The organism is Actinomycetota bacterium (assembly GCA_018333515.1).
Lineage (GTDB): Bacteria > Actinomycetota > Aquicultoria > Aquicultorales > Aquicultoraceae > Aquicultor.
Genome location: JAGXSZ010000027.1, coordinates 44085 through 70386 on the forward strand (window position 1 = coordinate 44085; position 26302 = coordinate 70386).

The following is a 26302-nucleotide window of genomic DNA, read 5'->3' on the forward strand; positions in this document are numbered from 1 at the left end:
CTGATTATAATGACTTGGGAGCCGTGGTATTATTGCATATGAAACCTATCGCATAGAGACCCGTGTCTCGTAAATATCTAGTGAGAAGATGACATCAGACCAGCTATCATTTGGAAATAAGAGTAAAAAGAGCGCTTGCGCCCAGCCGGGGCAGGGGGCGCCCCCGCGGAAACTCGATACCCTCGAAGGCATTCTCGAGAACTTTGTCTTCTCCAACGACGATAACGGATGGAGCGTGGTTCGCTTGAATGTGAAGGGCAACCGCGAGCCGGTAACCGCTGTCGGGAGCCTGCTGGGGGTTCAACCCGGAGAGAGCGTTCGGCTTGAGGGGTATTGGGTTAGCGACCGTAAATACGGCGACCAGTTTAAGGCCCAGTCGTTTACGACAATAAAGCCGGCCACTCTCGTCGGTATCGAGAAATATCTCGGCTCGGGCATGATAAAGGGAATCGGCCCGGTCATGGCGTCGCGCATGGTCAAATGCTTCGGTGTGGAGACGCTCGACGTCATCGAGGCCGACCCTTCACGCCTGCTAGAGGTGGAGGGACTCGGTAAGGTCCGCGTCGAGGGCATCCGCCGGGCCTGGCGGGAGCAGAAAGAGATAAAAGAGGTCATGATATTCTTGCAGTCGCATGGTGTTACCACGACCTATGCGATAAAGATATATAAGGAGTACGGCAACAAGGCGATTGATATCGTCAGCGAGAACCCATATCGGCTTGCCGTCGATATCTTCGGCATAGGCTTTAGGACGGCGGACAAAATCGCATCCAACCTGGGGATTGCGGCCAACTCCCCGCGGCGCGCCGAAGCGGGGGTTTTGCATGTGCTCGGCTCCTTCAGTGAGGACGGGCATGTCTGCTGCCCGCGCAGTTTGCTCGTCGAAAAGGCCGCCGAAGTGCTCGAAATCGACGAGCACGTTGTCGAGCCCGCTGTCGATTCGCTCAGCGTAGAGGGACTTGTCGTCATCGAGAACATCGACGAGCGCGCGGTCGGGGAAGACTTGGTCGCGGTTGAAGAAACCTGCGATGAATTCGTCTACCTGCGGTCGCTCTACGCGTCCGAGGTCGGCGCGGCCAACTTGATGCGGCGGATTTTAGAATCCGACGTAGTGCGGCTCGATATCGACATGGATAAGGCGGTCGGCTGGTTCGAGCGTAAGTTTTCGATCGAGCTTGCCGGGCAGCAAAGAGATGCGATTAAGCGCGCGATAACGAGTAAGATGATGGTGGTCACGGGTGGGCCCGGTACGGGCAAGACGACGCTGATAAACGGGGTCATCCAGATACTCAAAGGAAAAGAGCGCCGCGTCTTGCTGGCGGCGCCGACCGGGCGCGCCGCCAAACGGCTGAGCGAAGCGACCGGCATGGAGGCGAAGACCATTCACCGCCTGCTCGAGTTCAGCCCGCGCTCCATGTCTTTTGAGCGCGGGCCGGATAACCCGCTCGAGGTCGATATCCTCATTCTAGACGAGGTTTCGATGGTCGATATCGTGCTCTTCTACAATGTGCTCAAAGCCCTATCGACGACCGCTCAGGTTATTCTCGTCGGCGACGTCGACCAGCTGCCGTCGGTGGGGCCGGGCAGCGTGCTCAAGGATGTTATAGCATCGGGTCGCATCGGAGTGGTCTGCTTGACCGAAGTCTTCAGGCAAGCCCGGGAGAGCATGGTGGTAATGAACGCCCACGCCATAAATAGTGGTAAAATGCCGTATGTCAAGGACGAGGGGCACAGACGCGACTTCTTCGTCATCGAAAAAGACGAGCCCGAGGATGTCCTGGAGACGATAAAGACACTTATCACACAGCGCATACCGGCGCATTTCGGCTTCAGCCCGACAGACGATATCCAAGTGCTCACGCCTATGCACAAGGGTTTGCTCGGCACGGCCAACCTCAACAAAGAGTTCCAAGAGTTGCTCAACCCGGAGCGGGAATCTATTTCGCGGGGCAGTCGCACCTTTCGTGTCGCCGACAAAGTCATGCAGATTCGCAACAACTACGATTTAGATGTCTTCAATGGCGACATCGGCAAAATCGCATTGATTGACCAGGTCGAGCGAGTTGTGCGCGTCAACTTCGACGGCAGGATGGTCCTCTACGAGTACTCCGATTTGGACGAATTGATACTCGCCTATGCGTGCTCGGTACACAAGGCGCAGGGGAGCGAGTACCCGGTGGTCGTCTTACCGCTCCACACCCAGCATTATATGATGCTCCAGCGAAACCTACTATATACCGCGGTCACTCGCGGCAAGCGACTCGTGGTTATCGTTGGGAGCAGAAAGGCGCTGGCGATTGCGGTGAAAAACAACAAAATTCAGGATAGATTCACGCGCCTCGCCGAGAGGCTAAAGATATAGTACATGTTGATGGTTATACTGAGCAACGGAGGCGTCGGGGTCAAGGATTCCATGAAGCGCACCGCCAAACCGGGTCCGCTTTCCGTAATGCGACAGATAATCGGGGTTTTACTTAATCGCCGGGGTTGAATCAGACAGGCTTCCAACTCATCCCCGCCAGGGCATCATCGAGCGAGTCGTAGATGCGGATATTGTCGACTTGCGGCAGCCCGACCACGCCTATGATATACCTTACGTTTTCATCGGCGACAACCAAAGCCATGCGGCGGCCGACGCTCAGGAGCGTCTTCACCGTTGAGAAGAGGAGGCTTACGCCGGCCGTATCCATATAGATGACATCGGAGAGGTCGAGAACGATATCCTCACCTTTACCGAGAGCCTCGTCGAGAACCTCTTTGACGCTTCGCGTGTTGTGGTGGTCGATCTCACCGGTGACGGTCACAATCGGTAGTTTTGCGTCGGTAAGGGCAATTTTCATGAGCCTCCTACTTCCCGGCTAAAACATCAGCCTCTAGATATCGCCGGCAATTACTCGTTTTATCAACTCAGAAGCGTACATGCTTATTATATTATAGCAAAACATCCGCCGTAGTCTTTTATTTTGCGCAAAATACAGCAAAATTTCAACAAAAAGACGATTGCATTGCGAGCAAGTGTCTCTCTCGTTTCTTAATCGTAATTCGTCTGTTATATTGAGACTATGAATGAAACGAAGGACTATGCGGGGAAAGCGATACAGCCCCCCGAGCGAGTGCGAACTATGTTCGACGCTGTTTCCGGCCGTTACGACCTGTTGAACCGGATACTTACGCTCGGGCGCGACCGGCGCTGGCGAAGGCTCGCTGCCGCTAGCACCGAAGTGTCGGCAGGCTCGGTTGTGCTGGACGCATGTTGCGGTACGGCGGACCTGGCTTTGGCGATAAACGCCGGGACGGGGGCGAGGGTCGTCGGAATCGACTTTAGCTCGGATATGCTCAAGATAGCGAAGGAGAAGACAATCCGGGCAGGCAAGGGCGACACCATATCGTTTATAGAAGCGTCGGTCGATGACATTCCCTTTGACGACGATTCATTCGACGCTGTGACGGTCGGGTGGGGACTGAGAAACACCCCCGATTATAAGGCGGTACTCGAAGAGTTCTACCGGGTGGTGCGGCCGGGCGGAAGGATGGTTTGCCTGGAATCGACCGAACCCGAAACGGCATTGCTGAGAATTCCGTATAAATTCATACTTTCGAACATCGTACCGCCAGTGGGGAGGATGTTGTCCAAAGACTACGGCGCATATAGATATCTGTCCGACAGCATCCAGGCCTTCCCGCCACAGAAAGACCTCGTCGCGATGATGGAGAAAGCGGGCTGGGTGGATGTTTCATATCGAAATCTCTTCGGCGGCGCGGTCGCCATTCATGTTGGACGGAAACCCTCAAGCGACCTTTAAGGCACTGAGTGAGAGCCCGGTATGAGATCGTTCTCATCTTTGTTCTCGGCGGCCGGTTCGGACGGTGCTCTTTCAACGGCCGCGGGCGCGATGCCGCCGCCCTCCGACATCGACGGAGCGGGTTTTGCGCCGGTATCAATGCCGCGCTCTTTAAGGTCTTTTGTCCTATCCGACTGCCATTTTGGCGTGAACTTCTGCTCTTGTCCTTCAAATTGCCCCATGCCTTGCGGCATCGCGTTCGAGCCGTCGCGAATAACGAACGGGTTTTGCTCCTTTTTCGCCGCCGCCTCTTCTTCGTCGACTTTTGCGAAGAAATCATTTTTAGGGGATTGCAGGTTTACCTGGTTTCGGTCGATGTTGAAGAACATAAAGCCGCTGGCCCCGATGAGCATCGCGGACAGCAGCAAAATAAGCTTCTCAAAAGGGGAGCGCTTCGTTTTCTTCTTTTTCAAAACAGTCTCCTGAATAAAGAGGAACAAACCATTCTCAATCTAATAATACCTGATTTTCACCGCAATCGGAAGCTTTACCGGCACTAAACACTCGTGAAAGTGGAAGATATCGTTTGTCGGATTTTGGCTGGGCGAGAACCTACGGTGAGCCTTTGCCCCATACGAAAAGTGTAAAGAATGAGGTCATTGGCCGATATTTAATATGCAAAAAGATAAAGCGCTTTGCAGTTGGGAGGCGCCACGCCGGAATGGCGATTCCAGTACGGCCTTATGTTTGTCGAGATGTCGTATGTGGAATCACCGCGGGAGGTGCGGGCATGTTCAAAGACCGATGGCGATTAGAACGACGCAGAGACGACGACTGGAAGGCCTGGACCAGGGTTGCCGAGGAAGGTCGGAGAATAAATATGGAGTTTAGCAGGGAATCGAAGCTGATTGCCGAAAAAACTAAAGAACTCGTCGATTCGATCAAAGACGACAGCGCCGCATAATGCCGTTTAATAGTTGGGAGTGATGACGGAATGGGCATTCTAGCATGGATAGTTCTAGGTTTGGTCGCGGGGACGATTGCCCGACTGCTCGTCCCCGGGAAGCAGCCGGGCGGTTGCGTGACCACTATAGCCCTCGGTGTCGCGGGCGCGCTCATCGGCGGGTATATCGGCAATACGCTCACCGGTGAGGGCATTAGCGGCATTAATATTTGGAGCATATTTCTAGCGATAGTCGGTTCGGTCATCTTGATTTTCGTCTGGACCAGGCTGTTCGGCAAGGGCTAGTCCGCCGATATATTTGTCACATCAAAGACTCGCGCCAATCGCGGCGCTCAAATCTTTTTTTGGGGGTTTCCAGTGATCGTCCTCGATATTCCCGGCAGGGGAACGTATCAATTCAAAAGCCTGGTTCTCGATATGAACGGCACTATAGCCATCGACGGGATAATTCCCGAATCGGTAATAGAGCGCCTGCGGAAGCTCTCCGGAGGGCTTGAGGTCTACGTCATAACCGCCGACACCCATGGTCGGCTCGACTCGCAGAGAGACAAGTTACCCGCCGGCATCCAAAAGGTCACACCGCCCGGCGAGGGTCTACAGAAAGCCGAGTTTCTGGAGAATCTGGGTGCGGAGACAAGTGTGGCCGTCGGCAACGGCGCCAACGATGTCGAGATGCTCAAGTTGGCCAAACTCGCTATCGCGGTCATCGGAGGCGAAGGCTGCTCCGCCGAAGCGCTCGGGGCCGCCGATATCATAACGAAGTCACCAGAGGCCGCACTCGATCTTTTGCTCGACACCAACCGGCTTATCGCGACCTTGCGGCGATAAGCCTTTCCCGAAACAAACCCCAAACCCCAAATCCAAAAAAAAAATAATCACCTTGCCGGAAAATATTTTCAATCGTTTTTTAGGCTGTGCCAACAGCCCGCTTGCTTGATTCCCGTCCGTTGTCAAAACAAATAATTCTATGAAAAACGAAAGGAAAGTGATATTTTTTGGAGAATAGTAGTTGCAGAGTGGAACAAAGTGGAGTAGAGTGGTTTGTACAGTCAACGCCGAGGGGACTTGCGCATTGTTTTTTGGAGAGCATTATCATTCGGTAGATGAAAAGGGAAGAATCATTCTGCCCGCGAAGTTTAGAGAAGCGTTCGCGGATGGGCTTTTCATCACGAAATCGTTCGACAACTGTCTTCTGGTTTACACAAAAAAAGATTGGTTTGAGATAGTCGAGAAGATCAACTCGCTGCCAACGACGAAAGCGAGTGTACGGAACTACCAGCGATTCTTTATCGGTAGCGCTGTCGAGGGAGAAGTAAGCCGGCAGGGAAGGATATCGATAGCCCAGAATCTAAGGGATTTCGCGGCACTCGATAAGGATATAGTAATTGTCGGTTTAGCGAACAAGATCGAGATTTGGGAAAAGGAGAAATACGAGGAGCACATCGCCGGCGCCGAGCAGGCCGCGGCTGAGATTGCGGAAGAAATCGCGGAATTCGGCGTATAGGGCGCAAAAAATGGAGTATTATCACAAACCCGTTTTGCTGGCTGAGGTCCTACGGTACTTACATTGCACTAATGGTAGCACGGTCATAGACTGCACTTTGGGCGGGGCAGGACATGCAGAGGCAATACTAGATTTGATCAAGCCGGAAGGCTACTTACTAGGGATCGACGCAGATGACGCAGCATTGGACGGAGCAAGGGTTAGACTAGCACGCTTCAGCCAGCAAATATTTTCTTTAGTAAAAGGTAATTTTAGGGATTTGGATCGAATACTGACCGCCGCGGGCCTCCATGCGGTCGACGGGGTTCTGTTCGATCTCGGGGTCTCCTCCGTACAGTTCGACAGGGCCGAGAGGGGGTTCAGTTATCGGTTTGACGCTCCGCTCGATATGCGGATGGACCAAAACGAAGGACTGACCGCCGCCGAAATCGTCAACACCTATGGGGAAGAAGAGCTTTCACGGATTATCAAAGAGTATGGCGAGGAAAGATGGGCGCATCGAATCGCTTCCTTAATCGTGAAAGCTAGGAGAAAGCGCCCAATCGGTACGACCTTTGAGCTGGTGGACATCGTCAAAGACGCGATACCGGCTCCCGCCAGGCGCAAGGGAGGACATCCCGCCAAGCGGACCTTTCAAGCAATACGAATCGCGGTCAACGACGAACTCGGCATTCTCGAGAATAGTTTTAGAGATGCCGTCAGGTGGTTGAGGCCGCGGGGAAGGCTGGTCGTGATTTCGTACCATTCACTCGAGGACAAAGTCGCCAAGAGCGTAATCAATGATTTAGCAGCGGCATGTCTTTGTCCACCCGGTTTACCTGTATGTAGTTGCGGCCTCAAGCCGCAGTTGCGTGTCGTGACAAGAAAAGCAATAAGGCCGGAGCCAAAAGAGCTGGCCGATAACGCACGAGCGGAGAGCGCCCGTTTGCGGGCGGCGGAGAGACTGTAAGAGGTGAGGACAATACAAGCAGCACAAAAAGTCGCGGTGAGACATCAGGTAAGACCCAAGGAACGGCCCGGCAAACGGCACAACCTAAGAGTTATAGACGAGAATACGCGTCGTATATCGACGTCTAGGAGAGCATCGTCTTCAATAGAAATTCCTTTTCCGCTATTCGTCCTTTCCGTTTCGGCGCTTACGGCCTGCATTATTCTTAATGTCGCGCAACAAGCGCTCGTCTCTCAACTGAGTTATCAGACCGAGATGGTCAAAAAAGAGATTCAAATAGCCCAACAGGAACAGGACAAACTTTTGGCGCGCAAGGCAAAACTTGAGTCGCCGCAAAGAATCGAGTCGGTCGCCATTAATAAGTTGTCGATGGTTAAAGCGCCGAAGATATCGTATCTTCGGGTAGCGGTAGGCGGCCCCGAACCGGCTCATGGTAAAAATCCCGCAGGGCAATAGAGTACGGAATAAAAGATCGGCGCTTAGATGTTGTTGTTGCGGTAGTCAAGGCGTTGGTATAGTGTGTTGTTTTGGCGTGTCGTAGTCGTTGTTTGAGTAAGCCAAAAGATCGACTCGGCGGAACAGGGCGGAAAAGGGAAGATATCCTGTGGGCGAAAATCGTGTGCTTGAAATACGTCTAAAACTCCTACTCGCCTTTATCATCGTCTGTTTATTGACTGTCTCCGGACGGCTTTTTTATGTCCAGGCGATGTCCTCGGCCCAATACGATGAAATGGCCGAGAAACAAAGGCTCCGCGTAATAGAAATACCCTCGAAGAGAGGCGAAATCCTAGATAGAAACGGCAGCGAACTGGCGGTCAATATACTGATGGATTCGGTCTATGCGACACCCTATCTTATTGACGACCCGAAGAGCTTTGCAAAGAAGTTAGCTCCGATTTTAAAGAAAGATGAGCGAGAACTGCTGGATTCCCTTATAAAGCAGTCGGGGTTTATGTATCTTGTTAGAAAAACCGATTCCAAGACCCTCGCACAGATAAAGAAAATCGTCGAAGAGGACAAAGTCAAAGGGATAGGCTATATCAAAGAAACCAAGCGTTATTATCCTAACGGCAAGTTGGCGGGGCATGTTTTAGGGTTTGCCGGCATGGACAACCACGGTCTCGGCGGCCTTGAATTGGAATACAACGAGTACCTCTACGGGAAACCGGGAAGGATAGTAGCCGAGCGGGATGGGCAGGGCAGACCGATCCCTCGAAGCACCAAATCGTCTTCGCGGCCGATCGACGGGGCCGGTATTAAAATCACAATTGACCGGGAGATACAGTACAAGGCCGAGCTGGAGCTGGCTAAGGCGGTCGAGGACTACGAGGCCAAATCGGGCAGTATCATCGTCATGAGCCCTAAGACCGGTGAAATATACGCGATGGCGAACGTGCCCTGCTACGACCCGAATAAGCTCGAGACGCTCGATGACGACAATCTCCGCAATAAGGCTATAACCGACCTCTACGAGCCCGGTTCGACAATAAAGGCGATGATTGCGGCTATCGCTCTCGAAGAGGATGTTTGCAGCCCTTCGACGGCGTTCTATCTTGAGCCGACGATTAGGGTCGGGTCGAAGAACATTAAAGAATCGCACCCGCGACCCGCGAAGAACTTCACATTCGCGGAGATTGTGCGGGAATCGAGCAATGTCGGCATGGTCAAAGTCGGAGTCATGCTCGGCAAAGAGCGAATCGACGAATACCTTAAGCGCTTCGAGTTCAACAAAACTTGCGACATAGATTTTCCCGGCGAAGCTAGAGGCTACTATCCGCAGGTCGAGAACTGGTCCAAGATGTCGCTCGCTAACATATCTTTCGGACAGGGCATCTGCACGACACAGCTGGCCATGACAAAAGCGCTGGCGACAATTGCCAACGACGGCGTGCCCGTAAGACCGCGTTTTCTAATAGAGGCGGCGGGTCCGCGCGGCCGAATCGTTGAAAAGACGGAAATCGTCAATGGAAAGCGCGTGCTCAGCGCCGCTACCGCCGGTCGAATGAAGGAAATTCTCGAGGGAGCGGTCTTGGAGGGGACCGGCGGGCCGGCTAAGGTGACCGGGTATCGCGTGGGCGGGAAGACAGGAACCGCGCAGAAGGCCAAAGTCGGCGGGCTTGGATATGAACAAGGAAAATATATCGCGTCCTTCATGGGCATAATACCGATGCACGACCCCCAGCTGGTAATATCGGTCGTTATCGACGAGCCCCAACGGGACATTTACGGCGGGTCGGTAGCCGCTCCGGTCTTCAGCGAAGTGGCGGAGTTTTCGTTGCGACATCTTAAAATACCCCCGGAATAGCAAGGCTCTTGCGCCCTGATATTATATAATGGTTTATGGAGGAGAGCGTGCGACTAAAAGATATTATTGCCGAAATCGAAGAGACCAAGGTCGAGGGTGATCCCGGTATTGAAATATCGGGCTTGGCCTATGATTCGCGCCGGGTAAACAGCGGCGACCTTTTCTGCTGTATTCGCGGATTCAATACAGACGGCCATGAGTTTGCCGGGCGCGCGCAAGCGGCGGGGGCATCGGCGGTCATGGTCGAAGAGCGCTTGCCCGGCCTTTCGCTAACGCAGGTCGTCGTCGCGGAGACGCGCGTCGGGATGGCGCGGGCGGCGAGCGCTTTCTATGGGCACCCTACCCGCAAGATGAGGCTGGCCGGCGTAACCGGAACCAATGGGAAGACCACGACGACCTATATGATAGATTCGATATTTAGGTCGGCCGGATACAAGACGGGCCTCATCGGCACCATCGAGTATCGGATTGGCGACGAAGTCTTTGCGGTCGAGCGAACCACGCCCGAATCACTCGACATACAGCGGCTCTTCGCGTCTATGGTCGACGCCGGTGTCGAGGCGGCGGCGATTGAGGTATCGTCTCACGCTATAGACCTTGCGCGGGTCGAGGCCTGTGATTTCGACACCCTTGTCTTTACGAATTTGAGCCGGGACCATCTGGATTACCATGGGACCATGGAGGAGTACTTCAAGGTCAAGCGCCGTATATTCGAAAGGGCGTCCGGCCGCGACGTCGCGCGCGTCATCAATGTCGACGACCACTTCGGACGTCGCATAATCGAAGAGACAGGTCCGCCGCACATAAGGTTTAGCTATAAAGATAAGGTAGAGGTTTATGCAACAGATATAGACGCTAGGGCGGATGGCTCGACATTCGAGCTTCACGTGTCGGGCGCGCAGACGAGGGTAGCGCTCAGGTTGCCGGGGATGTTCAATATACAAAATGCGTTGGCCGCGGCCGGCGCCGCATATTCGCAGGGAATCGGAATCGATATCATCAAAGCCGGGCTGGAGGCGTTGGCGGCGGTGCCGGGGAGGTTCGAACGCATAGATTGCGGCCAGAGCTTTAGCGTCATCGTCGATTATGCGCATACTCCCGATAGCCTCGAGAAGGCGCTACTCGCGGCGCGAGAGATCACAACCGGAAGGCTTATAACGGTCTTTGGCTGCGGCGGCGATCGCGACCGGGGAAAGCGGCCGTTAATGGGCAGGATTGGGACGCAATTGAGTGATTACGCAATCTTGACATCGGATAATCCGCGAAATGAAGAACCGGGGAAGATTTTAGAGGAGATCGCGGAGGGAGTGCGTCCGCTAAACGGCAATGGCTATCATATCATCGAAGACAGAAGACTGGCGATCAAAGAGGCTATCGCCCGCGCGGGGAACGGTGACACCGTGGTAATAGCGGGCAAGGGTCATGAGGGCGGCCAGGAGATCAAGGGAGAAATAATGCCCTTTGACGATAGAGATGTGGCTAGATGTTATTTAGAGGGATTGCAAGGATGATACGACTACAGGCGGCTGAGATAGTATTATGCACGGGCGGCGTACTTTTGTACGGGTCGCTCGACACCGGGGTGAGCGGCGTCGGCATAGATAGTCGAGCCGTTGTCTTCGGGGACCTCTTTATACCTCTTAAGGGGACGACCGATGGTCATGCGTACATAGAGGACGCGATAAGAGCCGGCGCCGCCGGCTTCTTGATTGAGAGCGGGGCGGTATCGCGCGGCATGAAGCCGCCGGCCGGGGCGCAATTCGCGGTCGAGGTCGCCGACACGCTCCGGGCGCTCCAGGCGATAGCGGCGCATTGTCGCGCGAAGCTTTCGGCGACCGTCATAGGCGTGACGGGCAGCACAGGCAAGACGACCACGAAAGACATGTTGACCGCGGTGTTGTCGAGATCGATGAACGTCGTAAGCACCACCAAGAATTACAACAATGAGATTGGGGTGCCGCTGACCGTTTTAAAAGCCGATTTAGAGACGTCGGCCCTGGTCGTAGAGATGGGCATGCGGGGTCTTGGACAAATTAAGGCGCTTGCCGATATCGCGGCGCCCAACATCGGGGTCGTCACGAATATCGGGCAGGCGCATATCGAGCTTCTCGGTACGCAAGAGAGAATAGCCCATGCGAAAGCCGAGCTTATCGAGGCAATCTCGCCCGCGGGCGCGGCGGTGCTAAACGCCGATTGTGCGTGGAGCACGAGCATCTCGAATAGGACATCGGCCCGGTTGGTCACATACGGCATTGCCGACGGCGACGTGCGCGCATCCGGTATCGAAGTCGACCAACTGGGCAGGGCCGCTTTTAGCTTGACAATCGGCGGCTCTTCGAGTTATCGTGTACGTCTTGCCGTACCCGGCAAGCACAACGTATACAACGCGCTCGCGGCAATCGCGGTCGCCATCGAGTTCGGGTTGAGCGTAGACAGCATCAGGCTCGCGTTGGCGGAGTGCAAGCCGACGGCGATGCGGATGGAAATAGTCACAACCGAGCGGGATGTGTTGATATTAAACGACGCGTATAACGCGAATCCCGCTTCCATGGAGGCAGCCCTTTTGACCTTGATGGATATCGAGACGAAGGGACGGCGTATCGCGGTCCTCGGCGACATGCTGGAGTTGGGGCCGACTTCGAGGGAAGCGCATCGGCGGATAGGTGAAATCGCAGCCGTGCTCGGCGTCGATATTTTGATAGCGGTGGGAGTTGAGGGCCGGCTTATTGCGGAGTCGGCGGTTAGGGCCGGCATGAGCAATAAGGCGGTCATCGCCTGTATGGACGCTTATACGGCCACCCGAGTACTCGGGCAGCTGGGCGTTGAGCGAGACGCGGTACTTGTAAAGGCGTCGCGGGCAATGGGGTTGGAAAAAATCGTGGAAGCGCTGGTAGCATATGATGAAGCAGAATCTAGAACACAGAATCCGTAAAACGTCCGCGCGCCGTCTAGCGTTTTCTTAGTTGAGCAAGGATAACAGTCGAGATGATCGCATTTTTTAGGTATCCGACATACCAAATATTTATGACGGCCGTGATGGCGCTGATGATAACGGCGGCGCTGACGCCTATCTGGATAAAGCTGTTGCGCAGGGAGGGTTTGGGCCAAGTCGTCAGAATCGACGGGCCCCAGAAACACCTGACCAAGTCGGGAACTCCGACTATGGGCGGGATTATCATCCTATTTACCATCGCCGTCACTTATTCTCTGATAGCGACGACTACGATGCGCGGTGTCGTAGCGATTGTTACCATTCTTGCCTGCGGTTTGTTGGGATTTGTCGACGATTACAGTAAAGTGGTAAAGGCGAGGTCGCTAGGCTTAAGAGCGCGAGCCAAGGTTTTCTGGCAGCTTGTAATCGCCGTTGTCGCCGGTGTGCTCGCCGTCAATTTCGCCGGGCTCGATACCGACGTCTCTGTTCCCTTGACCAACATCGTCATACCTATGGGACAACCGTCCTTTAAAATCGCCTTCGCCGGCATAGATGTCATCATTCCGCTCTTATATGTCGCGTTTGTTTATCTGATAATCGCGGCGACGACAAATACGGTCAATCTTACCGACGGACTCGACGGGCTGGCGGCCGGAACCGTAACCATATCTATGCTCGCGTTCGCGGGTATCGCCTTCCAACAGGGGAGGCTCGACCTAGCCATAATCTGTGCCGCGGCAGGGGGGGCGTGTATAGGATTTTTATGGTTCAATAGCTATCCGGCGAGCATTTTTATGGGGGATACCGGTTCGCTGGGTTTAGGCGGAGCTATCGCGATAATGTCGATTCTGACCGAGACCGAGCTGTTGCTCGTTCTAATCGGAGGTATTTATGTGATCGAAGGCCTCTCCGTTATCGCGCAAGTGATAAGTTTTCGCCTGTTCAATGTGAGGGTCTTGAAGATGGCCCCCATCCATCACCATTTCGAGATGCTCGGTTGGTCCGAGACGCAGATCATGATGAGGTTTTGGATAGTCTCCGGGATTCTCTCGGGCATCGGGTTTGGCGTCTACTTCATGATGGCGGCAGGGGGCGGCTAATGGACTTATCTAATAAGCGGGTGCTGGTCATAGGGCTTGGGCGTAGCGGAAAAGCGGCGGCACTTAAACTGAAAAGTCTCGGAGCGAGCGTTCTGGCGTCGGATGTGTCGACGGCGGATGAGATGTCGGCGCTCGCCGAAGAGTTGCGGGCGGGCGGCATCGATGCGGAGCTGGGGGCGCAGGACGATAGCTTGCTCGCCGGTGTCGATCTCGTCGTCGTCAGCCCCGGCGTGCCGAGCCGTGTCCCCCTGCTTTCGGCGGCCGGAAATCTCGGTCTGCCGGTTTGGAGCGAGATCGAGCTGGCTTACCGGCTTACGGATAAACCGATAATCGCCATCACCGGAACGAACGGCAAGACAACGACGACGACTCTCATAGGAGCGGTTTTCGACGCGGCGGGACATTCAGCCGCGGTCGGGGGCAATATCGGCACACCGCTTGTGTCGGTTGCCGACGATAGCGGCGTCGAGACACTCATAGTCGAGGTGAGCAGTTTTCAGCTCGAGACAATCGTCGAGTTCAGACCGAAAATCGCCGTCCTTTTAAACATTACGGAGGACCATCTCGACCGGCACCCGAATTTTGCCGACTATGCGCGGGCCAAGAGCAGGATTTTTCTAAACCAGACGGCGGATGACGTCGCTGTGCTAAATCTCGACGACCCGCGGGTAAAAGTACTGGCGCCGCGGGTAAAAGCGAGAGTCATCGGCACGAGCAAAGCTGAGCTTATGAGCGGTGTCTGTGTCAGCGGAGGGCGCATCGTCTTGCGGCTCGATAAAGAAATCGACCTCTGCGGCGTCGGCGAACTCAAGGTTCGCGGCAGCCACAATATCGACAACGTCATGGCGGTCGCGGCCGCCTGTTACGCCGCCGGCATAGACCCGCGGGTCATAGCCGAGACCGTGACGGGGTTCTCCGGTCTGCGCCACCGGGTAGAGTTTGTGGGAACAATCGATGGAGTCTCTTATTACAACGATTCGAAAGCGACCAATGTCGACGCGACGGTCAAGGCGCTGACCGCCTTTACGGAGCCGCTCGTTCTTCTGGTCGGTGGCAGAAATAAAGGCAACAGTTTTGTCCCGCTGGCCCGGAGTTTGGGTCTGGGCGTCAAAGCCGCGGTCGGTTTTGGCGAGGCGGGTCGCGATATCTTAGAGGTGATGCCGGGAGATATCCGCCGGGAATACGCGGCCACGGTCGAAGACGCGGTGGTGCGCGCGGCGGCCCTTTCGCACCCGGGCGACGTGGTGTTGTTATCCCCGGCATGCGCGAGTTTCGACGCGTTCAATGGTTACGCTCAAAGAGGGGACGCCTTTAAGAAAGCCGTTATGGGCCTTGGGGTAAGCGATGGCGAGAGCAAGAACTAAAGACAGGCATGATTATCATAGGTTGCTCGGATTAGTCTTCGTCATGATTTTGCTCGGGCTCGTCATGGTGTTGTCGGCGAGTTCTATTCGCGCATTTGCGAGCACCGGTGACAGTTATTACTATATCAAGAAGCAATCACTGGCGGCGTTGATAGGCTTCGTGGTACTTATGGTCGCGTCCCGCACCCCGTTGCGGACGATACGGGGACTCGCGCGTCCCGCAGTCGGCTTGTCGTTAATAATGCTGGTCGCCGTGTTGATTCCGGGAATCGGTAAGACCGCCGGCGGTGCGAGCAGCTGGTTTTCGTTTGGCGGGTTTCAAATACAGCCTTCAGAGATAGCTAAACTCGCGGTCATCTTATTAACGGCGGACGTCTTTACGCGGTACGGCAAAGACCTTAACAACCTGAAAGAGCTGTTCTACTCATATGCGGTAGTAATAATATTAGTGGTGACCCTTATTATGCTCCAGCCCGATATGGGGACGACCATAGCTATCTGCCTGGCGCTCCTGGCTACCGTCTTTGTCGCCGGTTTTAACCTGAAGTACCTTTTGTTGCTGGTGACGATGGGAGGAATCGGTGCGACCTACCTTATATATTCCGCGTCCTATCGCCTCAAGCGCATCTCAGCCTTTCTAGACCCCTCGGCCGACCCATTGGGAGCCGGTTATCAGATAATGCAGTCGCTGCTGGCGTTTGGGTCCGGCGGGCTTTTCGGTGTGGGCTTAGGGATGAGCAGGCAAAAGTATTTCTACCTTCCGGCGGCGCATACCGATTTCATCTTCGCTATAATCGGTGAGGAGGTCGGGCTGCTCGGAACACTGGCAACCATCCTTCTGTTCGCCGCGTTTGCCTATTACGGCGTGCGAATATCGCTCAAATGCAACAGTCGCTTCGGGCGATTGTTGGGCACGGGTGTTACTTCTATGGTAGTGCTGCAAGCCTTGGTGAATATGGGAACGGTAACGCAGATTCTGCCCATAACCGGCATACCGATGCCGTTCATAAGCTACGGTGGTTCTTCGCTCATAGTCAACCTCGCGGCGGTAGGGTTACTCTTAAGCATCGCTGTCGAAAACGAGCGTGAGTCAACCTCGCGGCGTCGGAGGTCAAGGGTGCGTTTATTCGACGGCTCCCGTGAGGACGCGGCGGAACGCAAGACCACGTCACGCTCGAGAAAGACGAAGAAGAGCGCCTCGCGGAAGAAGCCCGTCGCGGCGTCCTCGCATGTGGTATCGATAAAAGACGCGAAGAGCCCCACCTCCGCCAAAGCCGCGAGTAAAAAGCGTAAAACCAGTGCAAAGAAGCGTTCAAGCAGTAGCGCAAGTAATGCGACAGGGAGACCTAGAACGAATGCGAGTGATAATAAGCGGCGGCGGGACAGCGGGACACGTGTATCCGGGTCTGGCTCTAGCCGCGGCACTACAAAGAGCAAAAAAAGACCTTGATATTTTGTTTGTCGGCACCAGTGCGGGTTTAGAGGCGACTTTGGTTCCGCAAGCCGGACATGGCTTCAAAGCCATCGAGGCAAAAGGCTTACCCCGAAAGCCGTCGTTTAAGGCGTTCGGTACTTTTCTTTCAGCCGGCAAGGGAACGATAGAGGCTGTGAACCTTCTGCGGCATTTCAAGCCCGATATCGTCATCGGAATGGGCGCGTATGTTAGCCTGCCGGTCGTTGGCGCGGCGGTATTGCTCCATATTCCAACCGTCGTCCATGAGCAAAACGCGGTACCCGGGCTTGTAAACCGGGTTCTCGGGCGGGTGGCGAGCGCCGTAGCCGTCTCCTATCCGGATATGGCGGAATTCTTTCCTCGCGGCAAGCGCGTCGAAGTCACCGGCAACCCTATTCGCCGGGAGATACTAGACGCTCACCGCGAAGCCGCCGTAAAAGCGTTTGGGCTCGACGAAAAACGTAAGACCCTGTTGGTCTTTGGCGGCAGCAGGGGGGCGCGGAAGATAAACGAAGCGGTGGTCGAGGCGTATGATACGTGGCGCCATAACGACGGCTTGCAGATAGTCCATGCTACGGGTAAGATAAACTTTGAACTGGTAAAGAGAGCGATTGAGGATATGCGAAGAGGGGACGATAGCCTCCGTTACGACGCTCTCCCGTATATCGACGACATGAGTGTCGCTTACGCCGGTTCCGATCTTTTAGTCTGCCGGTCGGGAGCGACTACGATTGCCGAGATATCGGCGAAAGGTTTGCCGGCGATACTTATCCCATATCCATACGCGACCGACAATCACCAGGAAAAAAATGCCCGAAGCCTTAAAGATACAGGCGCGGCCGAGGTCATATTGGATAGGGAACTGTCGGGCGACGCATTACGTGAAATGGTCGACTCGCTCATATCGGATGAAGGGCGCTTGCGCGCCATGAGAGAAGCGTCGCTCGCGTTCGGAAAACCGGATGCGGATGAGAACCTGGCGGCCCTCGTCTTTGAGATCGGTGAGGCGAACTTACCCGCGAAGGTCTGAAGTTTACAACAAAGTTTGGATGCGGAACGCAAAGCAATAGGGGAGAAGCAATGGTTGAAAAGACAAAACATTTCCATTTCATAGGGATCGGCGGCGCGGGCATGAGTGGTATCGCAAAGGTGCTGCTCGAGAAGGGTTTTCAGGTCGGCGGGTCGGACTTGAAAGAATCCCGCTACACGAAGGCGTTGCGTGAGGCGGGCGCGGAGATATCGATAGGACACGATTCCGCGGCGATGGGTACGCCGGATGTGGTCGTTGTCTCAACAGCTATACCTGAAGTAAACCCTGAGCTTAGGGCAGCGCGCGAGCGGGGCCTAAAGGTGATTCGTCGAGCCGAGATGCTTGCCCGGCTCGGAAGAGATAAACGAAGCATCGCGGTGGCCGGTACGCACGGCAAGACTACGACTACCTCGATGATCTCCGCGACCTTCGATAAGACAAACCAAAACCCGACGTTTCTGATAGGCGGCGAACTCAATGATATCGGGAGCAACGCCAAGTACGGCAGCGGAGAGTTTTTTATAACCGAGGCCGATGAGAGCGACGGGTCGCTCCTTTTTCTACGGCCGGAAGCGATTATAATAACCAACATCGAAGCGGACCACCTCGATTACTACGCGTCGCTCGAAGAGATAGACGATGTTTTCTACGATTTTGTCGAGCTGTTGCCGCAAGACGGTTTTGTCGTCTGTTGCGGCGATGACGCGGGCGTCAAACGTCTCATGGCGCGCTCGGACAAGAGGTTCATCACTTACGGCGTGGATTTAGATGACGGCGCCACCGTAGCGGACTATGATTTCACGGCGCGTAACGTCGGCGAAATGAGGCTCGGGTGCGCGTACGACCTCTACATTCGCGGAGAGTATGTCGCGAAGGTCGAGTTGAACGTCCCGGGCATGCACAATATATGTAATTCTCTCGCCACAATCGCTATCAGCGTCGAGTTCGGTTTGGATTTAGGCGGAGCGCTCGGTGCCCTTAAGCAGTTTTGTGGCGTTAAGCGCCGTTTTCAGCTCATCGGAACGACGCCGGACTTTGTCCTCTTCGATGACTATGCCCACCATCCGACCGAAGTCAAGGCGACCCTGAGCGCCGCGAAGAGCGGAGAATGGAAGCGTCTTATCTGCATTTTCCAGCCCCACAGGTATTCCAGGACGAAATTTCTCGGCAAGGATTTCGGCGCTTCGTTTTCGGATGCCGACATGATTGTGCTGACGGATGTATATTCGGCGGGCGAAGAGCCGATACCAGGCGTGTCCGGGAAATCGATAGTCGATGCGTTGCTCGCGCAAGACCCGAGAAAGAATGTGGTCTACCTGCCGAATAAGGCGGAGATACCCAAGTATTTGCGGGCGAACGTGAAAGAAGGCGACCTCGTGCTGACGATGGGGGCCGGAGACATATCGACCATAGGCGAGGATTTGCTTAGCCTGTACTCAAGGAATGGTTGCACGTGGGCGCTCACTATTTGAACAGGGCTTATTATTCACTCCGACAAGTCTTGGGCGACAACGTCGTCAAGAACAAGATTCTTGCCAAGGAGACGAGCATCCGGGCCGGCGGACCCGCCGCGCTTTTTGCTGTGGCGGACTCGTTCGACCAATTAAGGGCGGTCCTGTATTCGGCTAACGAATGGGGTTTGCCCCTCTTTGTCATCGGCAAGGGCTCGAACCTTCTCGTATCGGATGCCGGCTTCCAGGGAATCGTGGTGCGTCTCGGAAAAGATTTCATGCTCAAGCGAGTCGACGGCAATAAGATTCAGGCCGGCGCCGCGGTTTCGCTGCCGTTGCTGGTGCAGACGGCGTCTAAGCATGCGCTCGACGGCATGACGTTTGCCGTGGGAATTCCCGGCAGCCTCGGGGGCGCGCTGGTAATGAACGCGGGCGCGCACGAGCACTGTATCGGTGATGTCATCAGTAGCGTAATGGTTTTTACGAAAGCTTGCGAATTCAGAGTCTTGGGAGTTCGCGACCTTTGTTTCGAGTATCGCAACGGTAATTTCGACAAAGACGATATCATAGTCGAAGCCACGCTCGCGCTGACTCCCGGCGAGCCTGAAATAATAAAGCGCCGGATGGAGGAGTGGTTTGACCAAAGAAAGAGCAACCAGCCGCTACAATTTCCCAACGCGGGCAGTGTCTTTAGAAACCCCAAGAGAACGCCGGCGGGCTTGTTGATAGAAAAAGCCGGGTGTAAAGGGATGCGCAGCGGTGACGCCGAAGTCTCAGAGAAGCACGCGAACTTTATTATTAATCGCGGCTCGGCTCGGGCATCGGACATATACTCGCTGATAAAAGCGGTTCAGATAAGGGTCTTCGAGCATACGGGGGTCCATCTCGAGCCGGAGATAGAGTTTCTTGGAGAATTCGAAGAGATATGACAAGTATTAAAATCCGTTCTGGTTGTAACGGCAATGAATTGCAGTAATATTATAGACGGGTGGTAGTAATGGTCGAAGGAAGAAATCTTGCGCGCGCTAAAGCGGAGGAGAGACAGCGGAAGCTCGTAGACATCAGGCGCACCAGGAGAAAACAGATACTGGTAATCGCATCGGTCGCCGTCGCCGTCGTTCTGGGCACGGCGCAACTCTTTAGGTCCGGTGTATTCGATGTTAAAAGCGTGGATATCTCCGGCAATAAATATGTCTCGCCCGTGAAAATCGTCGAGACGAGCGGGGTAAGCGAGAATACTAATTTGTTGAGTGTGCCTACAGGCAAGCTGGCGGTCAAAATCGAGAAAGACCCGTGGGTAAAGAGCGTAGTCGTAAAACGGGCTTGGCCGAGCACGCTCAAGATAGTCATAGATGAGCGTGTGCCGAAAGCGCTTATATCTCACACCGGAAAGTTCTTTCTCGTCGACGAGGAGTTGTTTATAATAGCGGAGCGCCGGTATGCCGAAGGCATAAACGTTCCCATTATCACCGATTTACCCGTCGGCAAAATAAAGGTCGGGCGGCACCTCTTGAACGGGTCTCTGGAAAACGCCATGAACTGCCTGAAAGAAATGAGCCCGGCTTTTCAAAGATCGATTAATCTTGTTTCGGCGTCGTCAATCGACAAGCTGACCTTGTATAACAAAGACAATGTCGAGATACTCTTTGGCCGTGCCGAGAACGCCGGGGATAAGCACAAGATTCTCGACACGATCATCGGCAAACAAGGGAAACAAGTGATTCAGATAGATATCCGCAATTACCCTAAATCGGACCCGGTCATAAAACGGATCGATTCGGTGCCGTAAACCGGCGCTATGGTGTCGAGCCCAAATCTCGAACCGTTTTTGATGCGAAATTCTACCTGGAATTCAACGGGCGTGCCGTTGAAAACATCCAAAATTTTAAGCAAGCGCTTTATCTGCGATTTTAGCGGAGGTCAAAGTGCGCCGGCCTGGTGGCGCACTTGCTGTGATATAGCGTAGTTCCTGGTAGATTACATAGTTTGCTCAAATCTAAAGGTGTATGGTTAATATTTCTAGGTCCGCCAAAATAAAAAAGATAGTTGCATTTGAGTATTGAATAGGGTAAGGTTAGTCCCAAGGTTTAGAGCACCTGGCACTGTATCTGCACCAGAGGTATACACAGTAAACCATCAAGTAATAGTAGAGGCATTAACAGGCTAACAGGGGGGACATTATGATGTTGGACGCGGGCGCCAATTACCTGGCTGTGATAAAAGTAGTCGGAGTAGGGGGCGGCGGCACTAACGCGGTGAACCGGATGATTGAAGCCGGGCTTCGCGGCGTTGAGTTTATCGCCTGCAACACCGATGCCCAGGCGTTGTTGATGTCCGACGCCGATTATAAGGTTCACATAGGGGCAAACCTCACGAAGGGTTTAGGCGCGGGTGCGGATCCCGGAGTCGGTTACCAGGCGGCCGAAGAGAGCCGTGAAGATATTAAAGAGGCGCTCCAGGGGTCGGATATGGTTTTTGTCACCGCCGGAAAAGGCGGCGGTACGGGAACGGGAGCGGCTCCGGTAATAGCGGGTATAGCGAAGGAAATCGGGGCGCTGACCGTCGGTGTCGTAACACGGCCGTTCAGCTTCGAGGGCAGGAAGCGCTCGATGCAGGCGGACGAAGGAATCATGCGCCTGCGAGAGACAGTCGACACCCTTATAATTATTCCTAACGACAGGCTTTTGCATGTCGCCGAGAAAAAGACCTCGATTATAGAGGCCTTCAGACTAGCGGACGATGTCCTCAGGCAAGGCGTGCAGGGCATCACCGATTTGATTACAGTCCCGGGCCTCATAAACCTCGACTTCGCGGATGTCAGAACGATTATGACCAATGCGGGTTCGGCGCTTATGGGCATCGGAGTGTCGAGCGGCGACAACAGGGCCGTCGAATCGGCGAGAGCGGCTATTTCGAGCCCGCTGCTCGAAGCGTCCATCGAAGGCGCGCAGGGTGTTCTGCTCAATATATCGGGCGGCTCGGACCTGGGTCTCTTCGAGGTCAACGAAGCGGCGGAAGTCATAGCCAACGCGGCCCACCCCGAAGCGAACATTATTTTCGGCGCGGTCATAGACGATACGCTCGGCGATGAGGTAAGAGTGACCGTTATAGCGACGGGCTTTGATATCAGGAAGCACGAGAAACTCGAATTTATCCCGAAATCCATGGATGAGCAGTCTTCGATGCCGACGTTCGACACCGAAGACCTCGACATACCGACATTCTTGCGCAAAAAATAGAGCGCGCTAGCGAGATTCAAGAAATAGAATTTGAGACCGCCCGCTGACGCAGGCGGTTTTTTATTAAGCGGATTTCAAGTAGAGGCAGAGCGGATGCCGTATGACCGCTTTTAAGAATATCGAATATTTCACGGACGGCCGATCTCCTGAAGGTGTAAGTTATGGGAAACCCTAGAGACGACAACAACGACGACTATTCGGACTACGGGTTGACGCTTGAGGTTGTCGACGGAACCGGTTTATATATATCGAAAGCGCTCCGTGAAGAGCGCGGGATTCTCGTCGCTTTCACCACGCGGGAAGGCGGAGCGAGTCGGGCGCCTTACGACTCGCTCAATTTGGCGCTCCATGTAGGCGACAACGACGCGGCGGTTATTCAAAACAGAGAAGCGCTCCGCGCCTTGCTTGGATTAGACCCCGCGCTGATGACCTGTGCCGAGCAGGTACACGGAGGCGGGGTGGCCGTTGTCGATGAGTCTATCGCGGGCTCCGGAGCGGTCTCGTTAAAAGAAGCCGTCCGCGGGGTCGATGCGCTCGTCACAAATCTCGAAGCCGTACCGTTAACCCTTTTTTTCGCGGATTGCGTCCCCGTTGTCATTGTGGAGCCCCGGCGTCGCGTAATCGGCGCGGCGCACGCCGGATGGCGGGGAGTCTACGCCGGCATAGTGGAGAACACAATCAATAGAATGGTCGAAGACCGGGCGGTCGAGCCCGCCGACTTGACGGCCTTTATCGGTCCGTCGATCGGCGGCTGCTGTTATCGGGTCGGCGAAGACCTTATAAAGAAGTTTGCGGAAAAATTTTCGGACAAGGAGCGCTGGTTCAATGGGGGCAAATTGGACTTGCCTGCGCTAGTCTGTTATCGATTAGAGGAAGCCGGCGTTGGCCCGGCGAAAATATTTACTTGCGAAGATAGTTGCACTTCTTGTAGGACCGACTTGTTCTTTTCCTATAGGGGCGATGGATGTGTGACCGGCCGCCAGGCGGCCGTCGCGGCGGTCTTTCCTCGCATAGATTGAGGCCATACGAACGATTTACCTTAACAATCTTGAAAAAAAACCGAAAATAATACTATTATCATGACATTTTGATTATTTGTTCTTGTATGATTGATTGTATATGTCTCGATTTATTTATCGGAAAGGAGGGGATAGTATGCCCAGGAAGAGTTTCCATGAGGAGTTGCACGACCTCGAAGAGGTCGTGGCAAGAATGGGGAAGGCGACACGGCAAGCGATAGAGAACGCGGTCAGGGTGGTCGTCGATTGTGATGTGGAGCTGGCCGATGAGGTCATAGCGCTCGACGATGAGATAGACCGGCTCAATCACGAGATTGAAGAGCAAGCAATGGCTATAGTCGCACGACAAGCCCCTGTGGCGCGCGATTTGAGGCTTTGCTGGTCGGTCTTGTTTATCGCTCTTCACCTGGAGAGGATGGCGGACCTTTCGGTCAATATGGCCAAGGGCGCTAAGCGTTTTTGTCCCGTGGAGCCGGTAAAAGAGCTGACTGAACATCTCGACGAGATGGGTCGCGAGACACTCGTCATCGTCGATGCATGCCTGAAAGCGTTCCATGAAAAAGACTTGGCGCTAGCGGCGAAGCTTCCCGAGATGGACGACCCTATCGACCATATGCATAGAAAGATCTTCGAAAAAATAGGTCAATATAAGGACCACGAGTCGATGGAGTGGATTGGCAACGTTCTTTTGGCGAGCCGTTATCTAGAGCGTGTGGCCGACCATTGCGTAGATATCGGCTACAGAATCGCCTATCTCGTCACCGGTGAGATTCACGACGGGAGCAATCCTTCGTATTAATTGCTTGTTCACAATTTAATAACATCGAGACTTTATTAAAATCCTGCGGCCGCGATGTTGCGGGATTATTAATTTGCGAATCTATATTAGAACCCGTTCGATTGCTAAGACATTAATTGAGCTTTACGCGCCCTGAATATTTTGAAACTTTGGTCGATATTTTGGAAATTTAAAGGAACAAGACCGATTGGCATCGAAGATGTTTCGGATGCAGGTTTATGAAAATATCCGGATAATAAGAGAGAAAATCGAAAGAGCGGCGATTCGGAGCGGCAGGAGTGCCGATGATGTGTCTTTGGTGGCTGTGACGAAGAATCAGCCGGTAGAGGCCATCATGCAGCTTCTGCAAGCAGGGATTGTAGACCTAGGTGAGAATCGGTCGCAAGAGCTTGTTTCGAAGAATGGGGAGCTGGAAGGGCGTATCAACTGGCATTTCATCGGGCATTTGCAAAGAAATAAAGTAAGGTATATCATCCCTTTTGTATACCTGATACAATCTGTAGACAGTATGGCTCTCGCAAGAGAGATAAGCGCCGGCGCCAAGAGAATAAATAAAGTGCAGGATGTTTTGTTGGAAGTCAACGTTTCGGGGGAAGCGACCAAGCACGGGTTCGCGCCCGATGAGGTCGCCGAGGCGCTCGATGAGTTGGTTCTGTTAGGCAATGTTCGCGTCAAAGGTCTGATGACGATGGCGCCGTTGGAAGACGATGCGGAGTTGACGAGGCCGCACTTTGCAAAATTGAAAAAATTATACGACAGTATATCTAGCAGGCAAGAACGGAATATTGAGATGGAGTATCTTTCGATGGGCATGAGCAATGACTTTGAAGTAGCAATAGAAGAAGGATCTAATATGGTTAGAATCGGAACAGCGATTTTTATTTAGCTTAGGAGGAGAGATCATGCACGAAAAGCGTGAGAGCTTTGCGGGAAAGATACGAAAGTATTTTACGTTGGTCGAAGAAGAGCCATATGAGCACACCTATGAAGACCTGACGGACGACAGAGATTACGACGATGACTTCGATGAGGTGCGCACAGTTCGAAAGATAACGCGCTACCCGGATTTGGATAGGGCAAGGAAAACAGCGTCTATCCATTCAGTGCCGCAGCCGCCCCAGGTTAGGGTGCACATCGTCGAGCCGAGAAACTTCAACGATTGCCAGCAAATCGCCGACAAGTATAAAGAAAACATCCCCGTGATAATAAATCTTCAACTAAGTGACGCGGATCTTTCGAAGAGATTGATCGATTTTGCCAGCGGTTTGACCTACGCTCTCGACGGGGGTATGCAGAAAGTCGCTGACCGGGTATTTCTGCTCACACCCAACAACGTAGACGTATCGGCGGAAGAGAGAAGGCGTTTGTTGGAAAAGGGATTTTTCAACCAGTTCTAGGAGGAGCGGCCGTTGCTTCAAGGTAAGGTTCTTGCGATTATCGGAGCAGGCAAAATGGGGGAGGCTCTTCTGGGAGGCTTTCTCGGAGCGGGCGTCGTAAAGGCAAGCGATGTCGTTCTGAGCGATGTCGATACAGGTCGTCTAGAGGCCCTTAGAGACAGATTTAATGTGGGGATAACGCAAAGCAATAACGAGGCGATAGCCCGTGGCGATATAGTTTTGCTGGCGGTAAAACCGGGGCAAATGCGCGAAGTTCTGGCCGCGGCAAAGGAAAGCTTTCGAGAAGACTCGCTCGTTATTTCTATTGTCGCCGGCGCCGGGACCGAAAAAATAGCGAACTTGGCCCAGAAGAATTTACCGGTTATTCGTGTTATGCCGAACACCCCGGCGCTTGTGGGAAAAGCGATGTCGGTGGCGAGCAGGGGGGCGTATGCTAGAGACGAGGACGTCTCTATTGCGTTAGAGCTTTTTTCATCTGTGGGTGAGGCTGTAGAGCTTCCGGAGGACCTGCAGAACGAGGCGACGGCGGTGAGCGGGTCCGGGCCCGCGTATTTCTTTTTGATGATAGAGTCGCTGATTAGAGCGGCTTCGGACGCGGGACTCGATGCGGAGGTCGCCAAGAAGTTGGTCGTGCAGACGATGGCGGGTTCGCTCGCACTGCTCCAAAGCACCGGCGACGAACCGGGGGAGCTGCGCGAAGCGGTGACTTCACCAGGGGGTACGACGGAGGCCGCGCTCAAGGTTTTTGAAGAATTCGGATTTGACACAATGATTCAAGGGGCCATAGGGGCAGCGATAAAAAGAGCTCAGGACTTAGCATAATCGGAGGAGTGTCCAGGTGCCGTTTAATATCTATCAAGTGGTCGATGTTGTCTTTCGCTTATTGTATATATTTATACTTGTTCGAGTGGTTCTGTCGTTTATACCGATACCGGTCAATAATATCACCAGGCCGATATTGAACTTTGTCTATGACATCACCGAGCCGATTTTACGGCTCGTAAGAAATATAAT

At 53.9% G+C, this 26302-nt stretch carries 27 protein-coding genes; 25 read left to right on the plus strand and 2 right to left on the minus strand.

Annotated features, from left to right (window positions below):
* Positions 1–88 precede the first annotated feature (88 nt).
* Positions 89–2362, plus strand: a complete 2274-nt coding sequence (locus KGZ93_06880; protein ID MBS3909336.1) for an ATP-dependent RecD-like DNA helicase — start codon at positions 89–91, stop codon at positions 2360–2362.
* 130 nt (positions 2363–2492) lie between these two features.
* Here KGZ93_06880 and KGZ93_06885 read toward each other — a convergent pair whose 3' ends face one another.
* Positions 2493–2840 (minus strand): STAS domain-containing protein, encoded by a 348-nt coding sequence (locus tag KGZ93_06885; protein MBS3909337.1) that lies wholly within the window; start codon positions 2838–2840, stop codon positions 2493–2495.
* A 222-nt stretch (positions 2841–3062) separates the two neighbouring features.
* Here KGZ93_06885 and ubiE point away from each other — a divergent pair, with 222 nt between their 5' ends.
* Complete coding sequence (gene ubiE, locus KGZ93_06890) at positions 3063–3803, plus strand: bifunctional demethylmenaquinone methyltransferase/2-methoxy-6-polyprenyl-1,4-benzoquinol methylase UbiE (protein ID MBS3909338.1); 741 nt, start codon at positions 3063–3065, stop codon at positions 3801–3803.
* Here ubiE and KGZ93_06895 read toward each other — a convergent pair.
* Complete coding sequence (locus KGZ93_06895; GenBank protein MBS3909339.1) at positions 3800–4255, minus strand: hypothetical protein; 456 nt, start codon at positions 4253–4255, stop codon at positions 3800–3802. The genes ubiE and KGZ93_06895 overlap by 4 nt on opposite strands.
* Before the next feature lie 248 nt (positions 4256–4503).
* On the opposite strand from KGZ93_06895, the gene KGZ93_06900 reads away from it, so the two are divergent.
* From KGZ93_06900 to KGZ93_07010, 23 genes are all read left to right on the plus strand, one after another.
* Complete coding sequence (locus KGZ93_06900; GenBank protein MBS3909340.1) at positions 4504–4746, plus strand: hypothetical protein; 243 nt, start codon at positions 4504–4506, stop codon at positions 4744–4746.
* A 30-nt stretch (positions 4747–4776) separates the two neighbouring features.
* The gene (locus KGZ93_06905; GenBank protein MBS3909341.1) at positions 4777–5031 is read left to right on the plus strand and encodes a GlsB/YeaQ/YmgE family stress response membrane protein; all 255 of its coding nucleotides are present in this window, start codon (positions 4777–4779) and stop codon (positions 5029–5031) included.
* A gap of 72 nt (positions 5032–5103) precedes the next feature.
* Positions 5104–5574 (plus strand): HAD hydrolase family protein, encoded by a 471-nt coding sequence (locus KGZ93_06910; protein ID MBS3909342.1) that lies wholly within the window; start codon positions 5104–5106, stop codon positions 5572–5574.
* 208 nt (positions 5575–5782) lie between these two features.
* Positions 5783–6250, plus strand: a complete 468-nt coding sequence (mraZ, locus tag KGZ93_06915; protein ID MBS3909343.1) for a division/cell wall cluster transcriptional repressor MraZ — start codon at positions 5783–5785, stop codon at positions 6248–6250.
* Positions 6251–6260: 10 nt separating this feature from the next.
* Positions 6261–7199 (plus strand): 16S rRNA (cytosine(1402)-N(4))-methyltransferase RsmH, encoded by a 939-nt coding sequence (gene rsmH / locus KGZ93_06920; GenBank protein ID MBS3909344.1) that lies wholly within the window; start codon positions 6261–6263, stop codon positions 7197–7199.
* Positions 7200–7202: 3 nt separating this feature from the next.
* Complete coding sequence (locus KGZ93_06925; GenBank protein MBS3909345.1) at positions 7203–7655, plus strand: cell division protein FtsL; 453 nt, start codon at positions 7203–7205, stop codon at positions 7653–7655.
* Positions 7656–7818: 163 nt separating this feature from the next.
* A complete protein-coding gene (locus tag KGZ93_06930; protein MBS3909346.1) occupies positions 7819–9504 on the plus strand; it encodes a penicillin-binding protein 2 in 1686 nt (561 codons plus the stop codon).
* A 35-nt stretch (positions 9505–9539) separates the two neighbouring features.
* The gene (locus KGZ93_06935) at positions 9540–11015 is read left to right on the plus strand and encodes a UDP-N-acetylmuramoyl-L-alanyl-D-glutamate--2,6-diaminopimelate ligase (GenBank protein MBS3909347.1); all 1476 of its coding nucleotides are present in this window, start codon (positions 9540–9542) and stop codon (positions 11013–11015) included.
* Entirely contained in the window at positions 11012–12436 is a 1425-nt protein-coding gene (gene murF / locus KGZ93_06940; protein ID MBS3909348.1) for a UDP-N-acetylmuramoyl-tripeptide--D-alanyl-D-alanine ligase, read from the plus strand. The genes KGZ93_06935 and murF overlap by 4 nt, the downstream gene beginning before the upstream one ends.
* 53 nt (positions 12437–12489) lie before the next feature.
* Positions 12490–13536: a phospho-N-acetylmuramoyl-pentapeptide-transferase gene (mraY, locus tag KGZ93_06945; protein MBS3909349.1), complete on the plus strand. Its 1047-nt coding sequence runs from the start codon at positions 12490–12492 to the stop codon at positions 13534–13536.
* Positions 13536–14900 carry a UDP-N-acetylmuramoyl-L-alanine--D-glutamate ligase gene (gene murD, locus KGZ93_06950; protein MBS3909350.1) on the plus strand — a complete coding sequence of 455 codons (1365 nt, stop codon included), beginning with the start codon at positions 13536–13538 and terminating at the stop codon, positions 14898–14900. The genes mraY and murD overlap by 1 nt, the downstream gene beginning before the upstream one ends.
* Positions 14881–16350, plus strand: a complete 1470-nt coding sequence (gene ftsW / locus KGZ93_06955; protein ID MBS3909351.1) for a putative lipid II flippase FtsW — start codon at positions 14881–14883, stop codon at positions 16348–16350. The genes murD and ftsW overlap by 20 nt, the downstream gene beginning before the upstream one ends.
* Positions 16256–17383, plus strand: coding sequence for an undecaprenyldiphospho-muramoylpentapeptide beta-N-acetylglucosaminyltransferase (gene murG / locus KGZ93_06960; protein ID MBS3909352.1), 1128 nt, complete (start codon positions 16256–16258; stop codon positions 17381–17383). Before ftsW ends, murG begins: the two co-directional genes overlap by 95 nt.
* Before the next feature lie 50 nt (positions 17384–17433).
* Positions 17434–18855 carry a UDP-N-acetylmuramate--L-alanine ligase gene (locus KGZ93_06965; protein ID MBS3909353.1) on the plus strand — a complete coding sequence of 474 codons (1422 nt, stop codon included), beginning with the start codon at positions 17434–17436 and terminating at the stop codon, positions 18853–18855.
* Positions 18852–19763 (plus strand): UDP-N-acetylmuramate dehydrogenase, encoded by a 912-nt coding sequence (gene murB / locus KGZ93_06970; protein MBS3909354.1) that lies wholly within the window; start codon positions 18852–18854, stop codon positions 19761–19763. The genes KGZ93_06965 and murB overlap by 4 nt, the downstream gene beginning before the upstream one ends.
* Positions 19764–19831: 68 nt before the next feature.
* A complete protein-coding gene (locus tag KGZ93_06975; protein MBS3909355.1) occupies positions 19832–20623 on the plus strand; it encodes an FtsQ-type POTRA domain-containing protein in 792 nt (263 codons plus the stop codon).
* A 394-nt stretch (positions 20624–21017) separates the two neighbouring features.
* The gene (gene ftsZ / locus KGZ93_06980) at positions 21018–22073 is read left to right on the plus strand and encodes a cell division protein FtsZ (GenBank protein MBS3909356.1); all 1056 of its coding nucleotides are present in this window, start codon (positions 21018–21020) and stop codon (positions 22071–22073) included.
* 161 nt (positions 22074–22234) lie between these two features.
* Positions 22235–23092 carry a peptidoglycan editing factor PgeF gene (gene pgeF, locus KGZ93_06985; GenBank protein MBS3909357.1) on the plus strand — a complete coding sequence of 286 codons (858 nt, stop codon included), beginning with the start codon at positions 22235–22237 and terminating at the stop codon, positions 23090–23092.
* Between the two features lie 136 nt (positions 23093–23228).
* Positions 23229–23891: a phosphate signaling complex protein PhoU gene (phoU, locus tag KGZ93_06990; GenBank protein MBS3909358.1), complete on the plus strand. Its 663-nt coding sequence runs from the start codon at positions 23229–23231 to the stop codon at positions 23889–23891.
* A gap of 199 nt (positions 23892–24090) precedes the next feature.
* On the plus strand, positions 24091–24777 hold the full coding sequence (locus KGZ93_06995; protein MBS3909359.1) for a YggS family pyridoxal phosphate-dependent enzyme: 687 nt from the start codon (positions 24091–24093) through the stop codon (positions 24775–24777).
* A gap of 16 nt (positions 24778–24793) precedes the next feature.
* On the plus strand, positions 24794–25288 hold the full coding sequence (gene sepF, locus KGZ93_07000; protein MBS3909360.1) for a cell division protein SepF: 495 nt from the start codon (positions 24794–24796) through the stop codon (positions 25286–25288).
* 12 nt (positions 25289–25300) lie between these two features.
* Positions 25301–26110, plus strand: coding sequence for a pyrroline-5-carboxylate reductase (proC, locus tag KGZ93_07005; GenBank protein MBS3909361.1), 810 nt, complete (start codon positions 25301–25303; stop codon positions 26108–26110).
* A 16-nt stretch (positions 26111–26126) separates the two neighbouring features.
* On the plus strand, positions 26127–26302 hold a 176-nt coding region (locus KGZ93_07010), incomplete at its 3' end, for a YggT family protein (protein ID MBS3909362.1).

Coding starts and splice junctions, on each gene's coding strand:
- KGZ93_06880 (MBS3909336.1), top strand. CDS start 89: ATGACATCAGACCAGCTATCATTTGGAAATAAGAGTAAAAAGAGCGCT.
- KGZ93_06885 (MBS3909337.1), bottom strand. CDS start 2,840: ATGAAAATTGCCCTTACCGACGCAAAACTACCGATTGTGACCGTCACC.
- ubiE (MBS3909338.1), top strand. CDS start 3,063: ATGAATGAAACGAAGGACTATGCGGGGAAAGCGATACAGCCCCCCGAG.
- KGZ93_06900 (MBS3909340.1), top strand. CDS start 4,504: ATGGCGATTCCAGTACGGCCTTATGTTTGTCGAGATGTCGTATGTGGA.
- KGZ93_06905 (MBS3909341.1), top strand. CDS start 4,777: ATGGGCATTCTAGCATGGATAGTTCTAGGTTTGGTCGCGGGGACGATT.
- rsmH (MBS3909344.1), top strand. CDS start 6,261: ATGGAGTATTATCACAAACCCGTTTTGCTGGCTGAGGTCCTACGGTAC.
- KGZ93_06935 (MBS3909347.1), top strand. CDS start 9,540: ATGGAGGAGAGCGTGCGACTAAAAGATATTATTGCCGAAATCGAAGAG.
- murF (MBS3909348.1), top strand. CDS start 11,012: ATGATACGACTACAGGCGGCTGAGATAGTATTATGCACGGGCGGCGTA.
- mraY (MBS3909349.1), top strand. CDS start 12,490: ATGATCGCATTTTTTAGGTATCCGACATACCAAATATTTATGACGGCC.
- murD (MBS3909350.1), top strand. CDS start 13,536: ATGGACTTATCTAATAAGCGGGTGCTGGTCATAGGGCTTGGGCGTAGC.
- ftsW (MBS3909351.1), top strand. CDS start 14,881: ATGGCGAGAGCAAGAACTAAAGACAGGCATGATTATCATAGGTTGCTC.
- murG (MBS3909352.1), top strand. CDS start 16,256: ATGCGAGTGATAATAAGCGGCGGCGGGACAGCGGGACACGTGTATCCG.
- KGZ93_06965 (MBS3909353.1), top strand. CDS start 17,434: ATGGTTGAAAAGACAAAACATTTCCATTTCATAGGGATCGGCGGCGCG.
- KGZ93_06975 (MBS3909355.1), top strand. CDS start 19,832: ATGGTCGAAGGAAGAAATCTTGCGCGCGCTAAAGCGGAGGAGAGACAG.
- ftsZ (MBS3909356.1), top strand. CDS start 21,018: ATGTTGGACGCGGGCGCCAATTACCTGGCTGTGATAAAAGTAGTCGGA.
- pgeF (MBS3909357.1), top strand. CDS start 22,235: ATGGGAAACCCTAGAGACGACAACAACGACGACTATTCGGACTACGGG.
- phoU (MBS3909358.1), top strand. CDS start 23,229: ATGCCCAGGAAGAGTTTCCATGAGGAGTTGCACGACCTCGAAGAGGTC.
- KGZ93_06995 (MBS3909359.1), top strand. CDS start 24,091: ATGTTTCGGATGCAGGTTTATGAAAATATCCGGATAATAAGAGAGAAA.
- sepF (MBS3909360.1), top strand. CDS start 24,794: ATGCACGAAAAGCGTGAGAGCTTTGCGGGAAAGATACGAAAGTATTTT.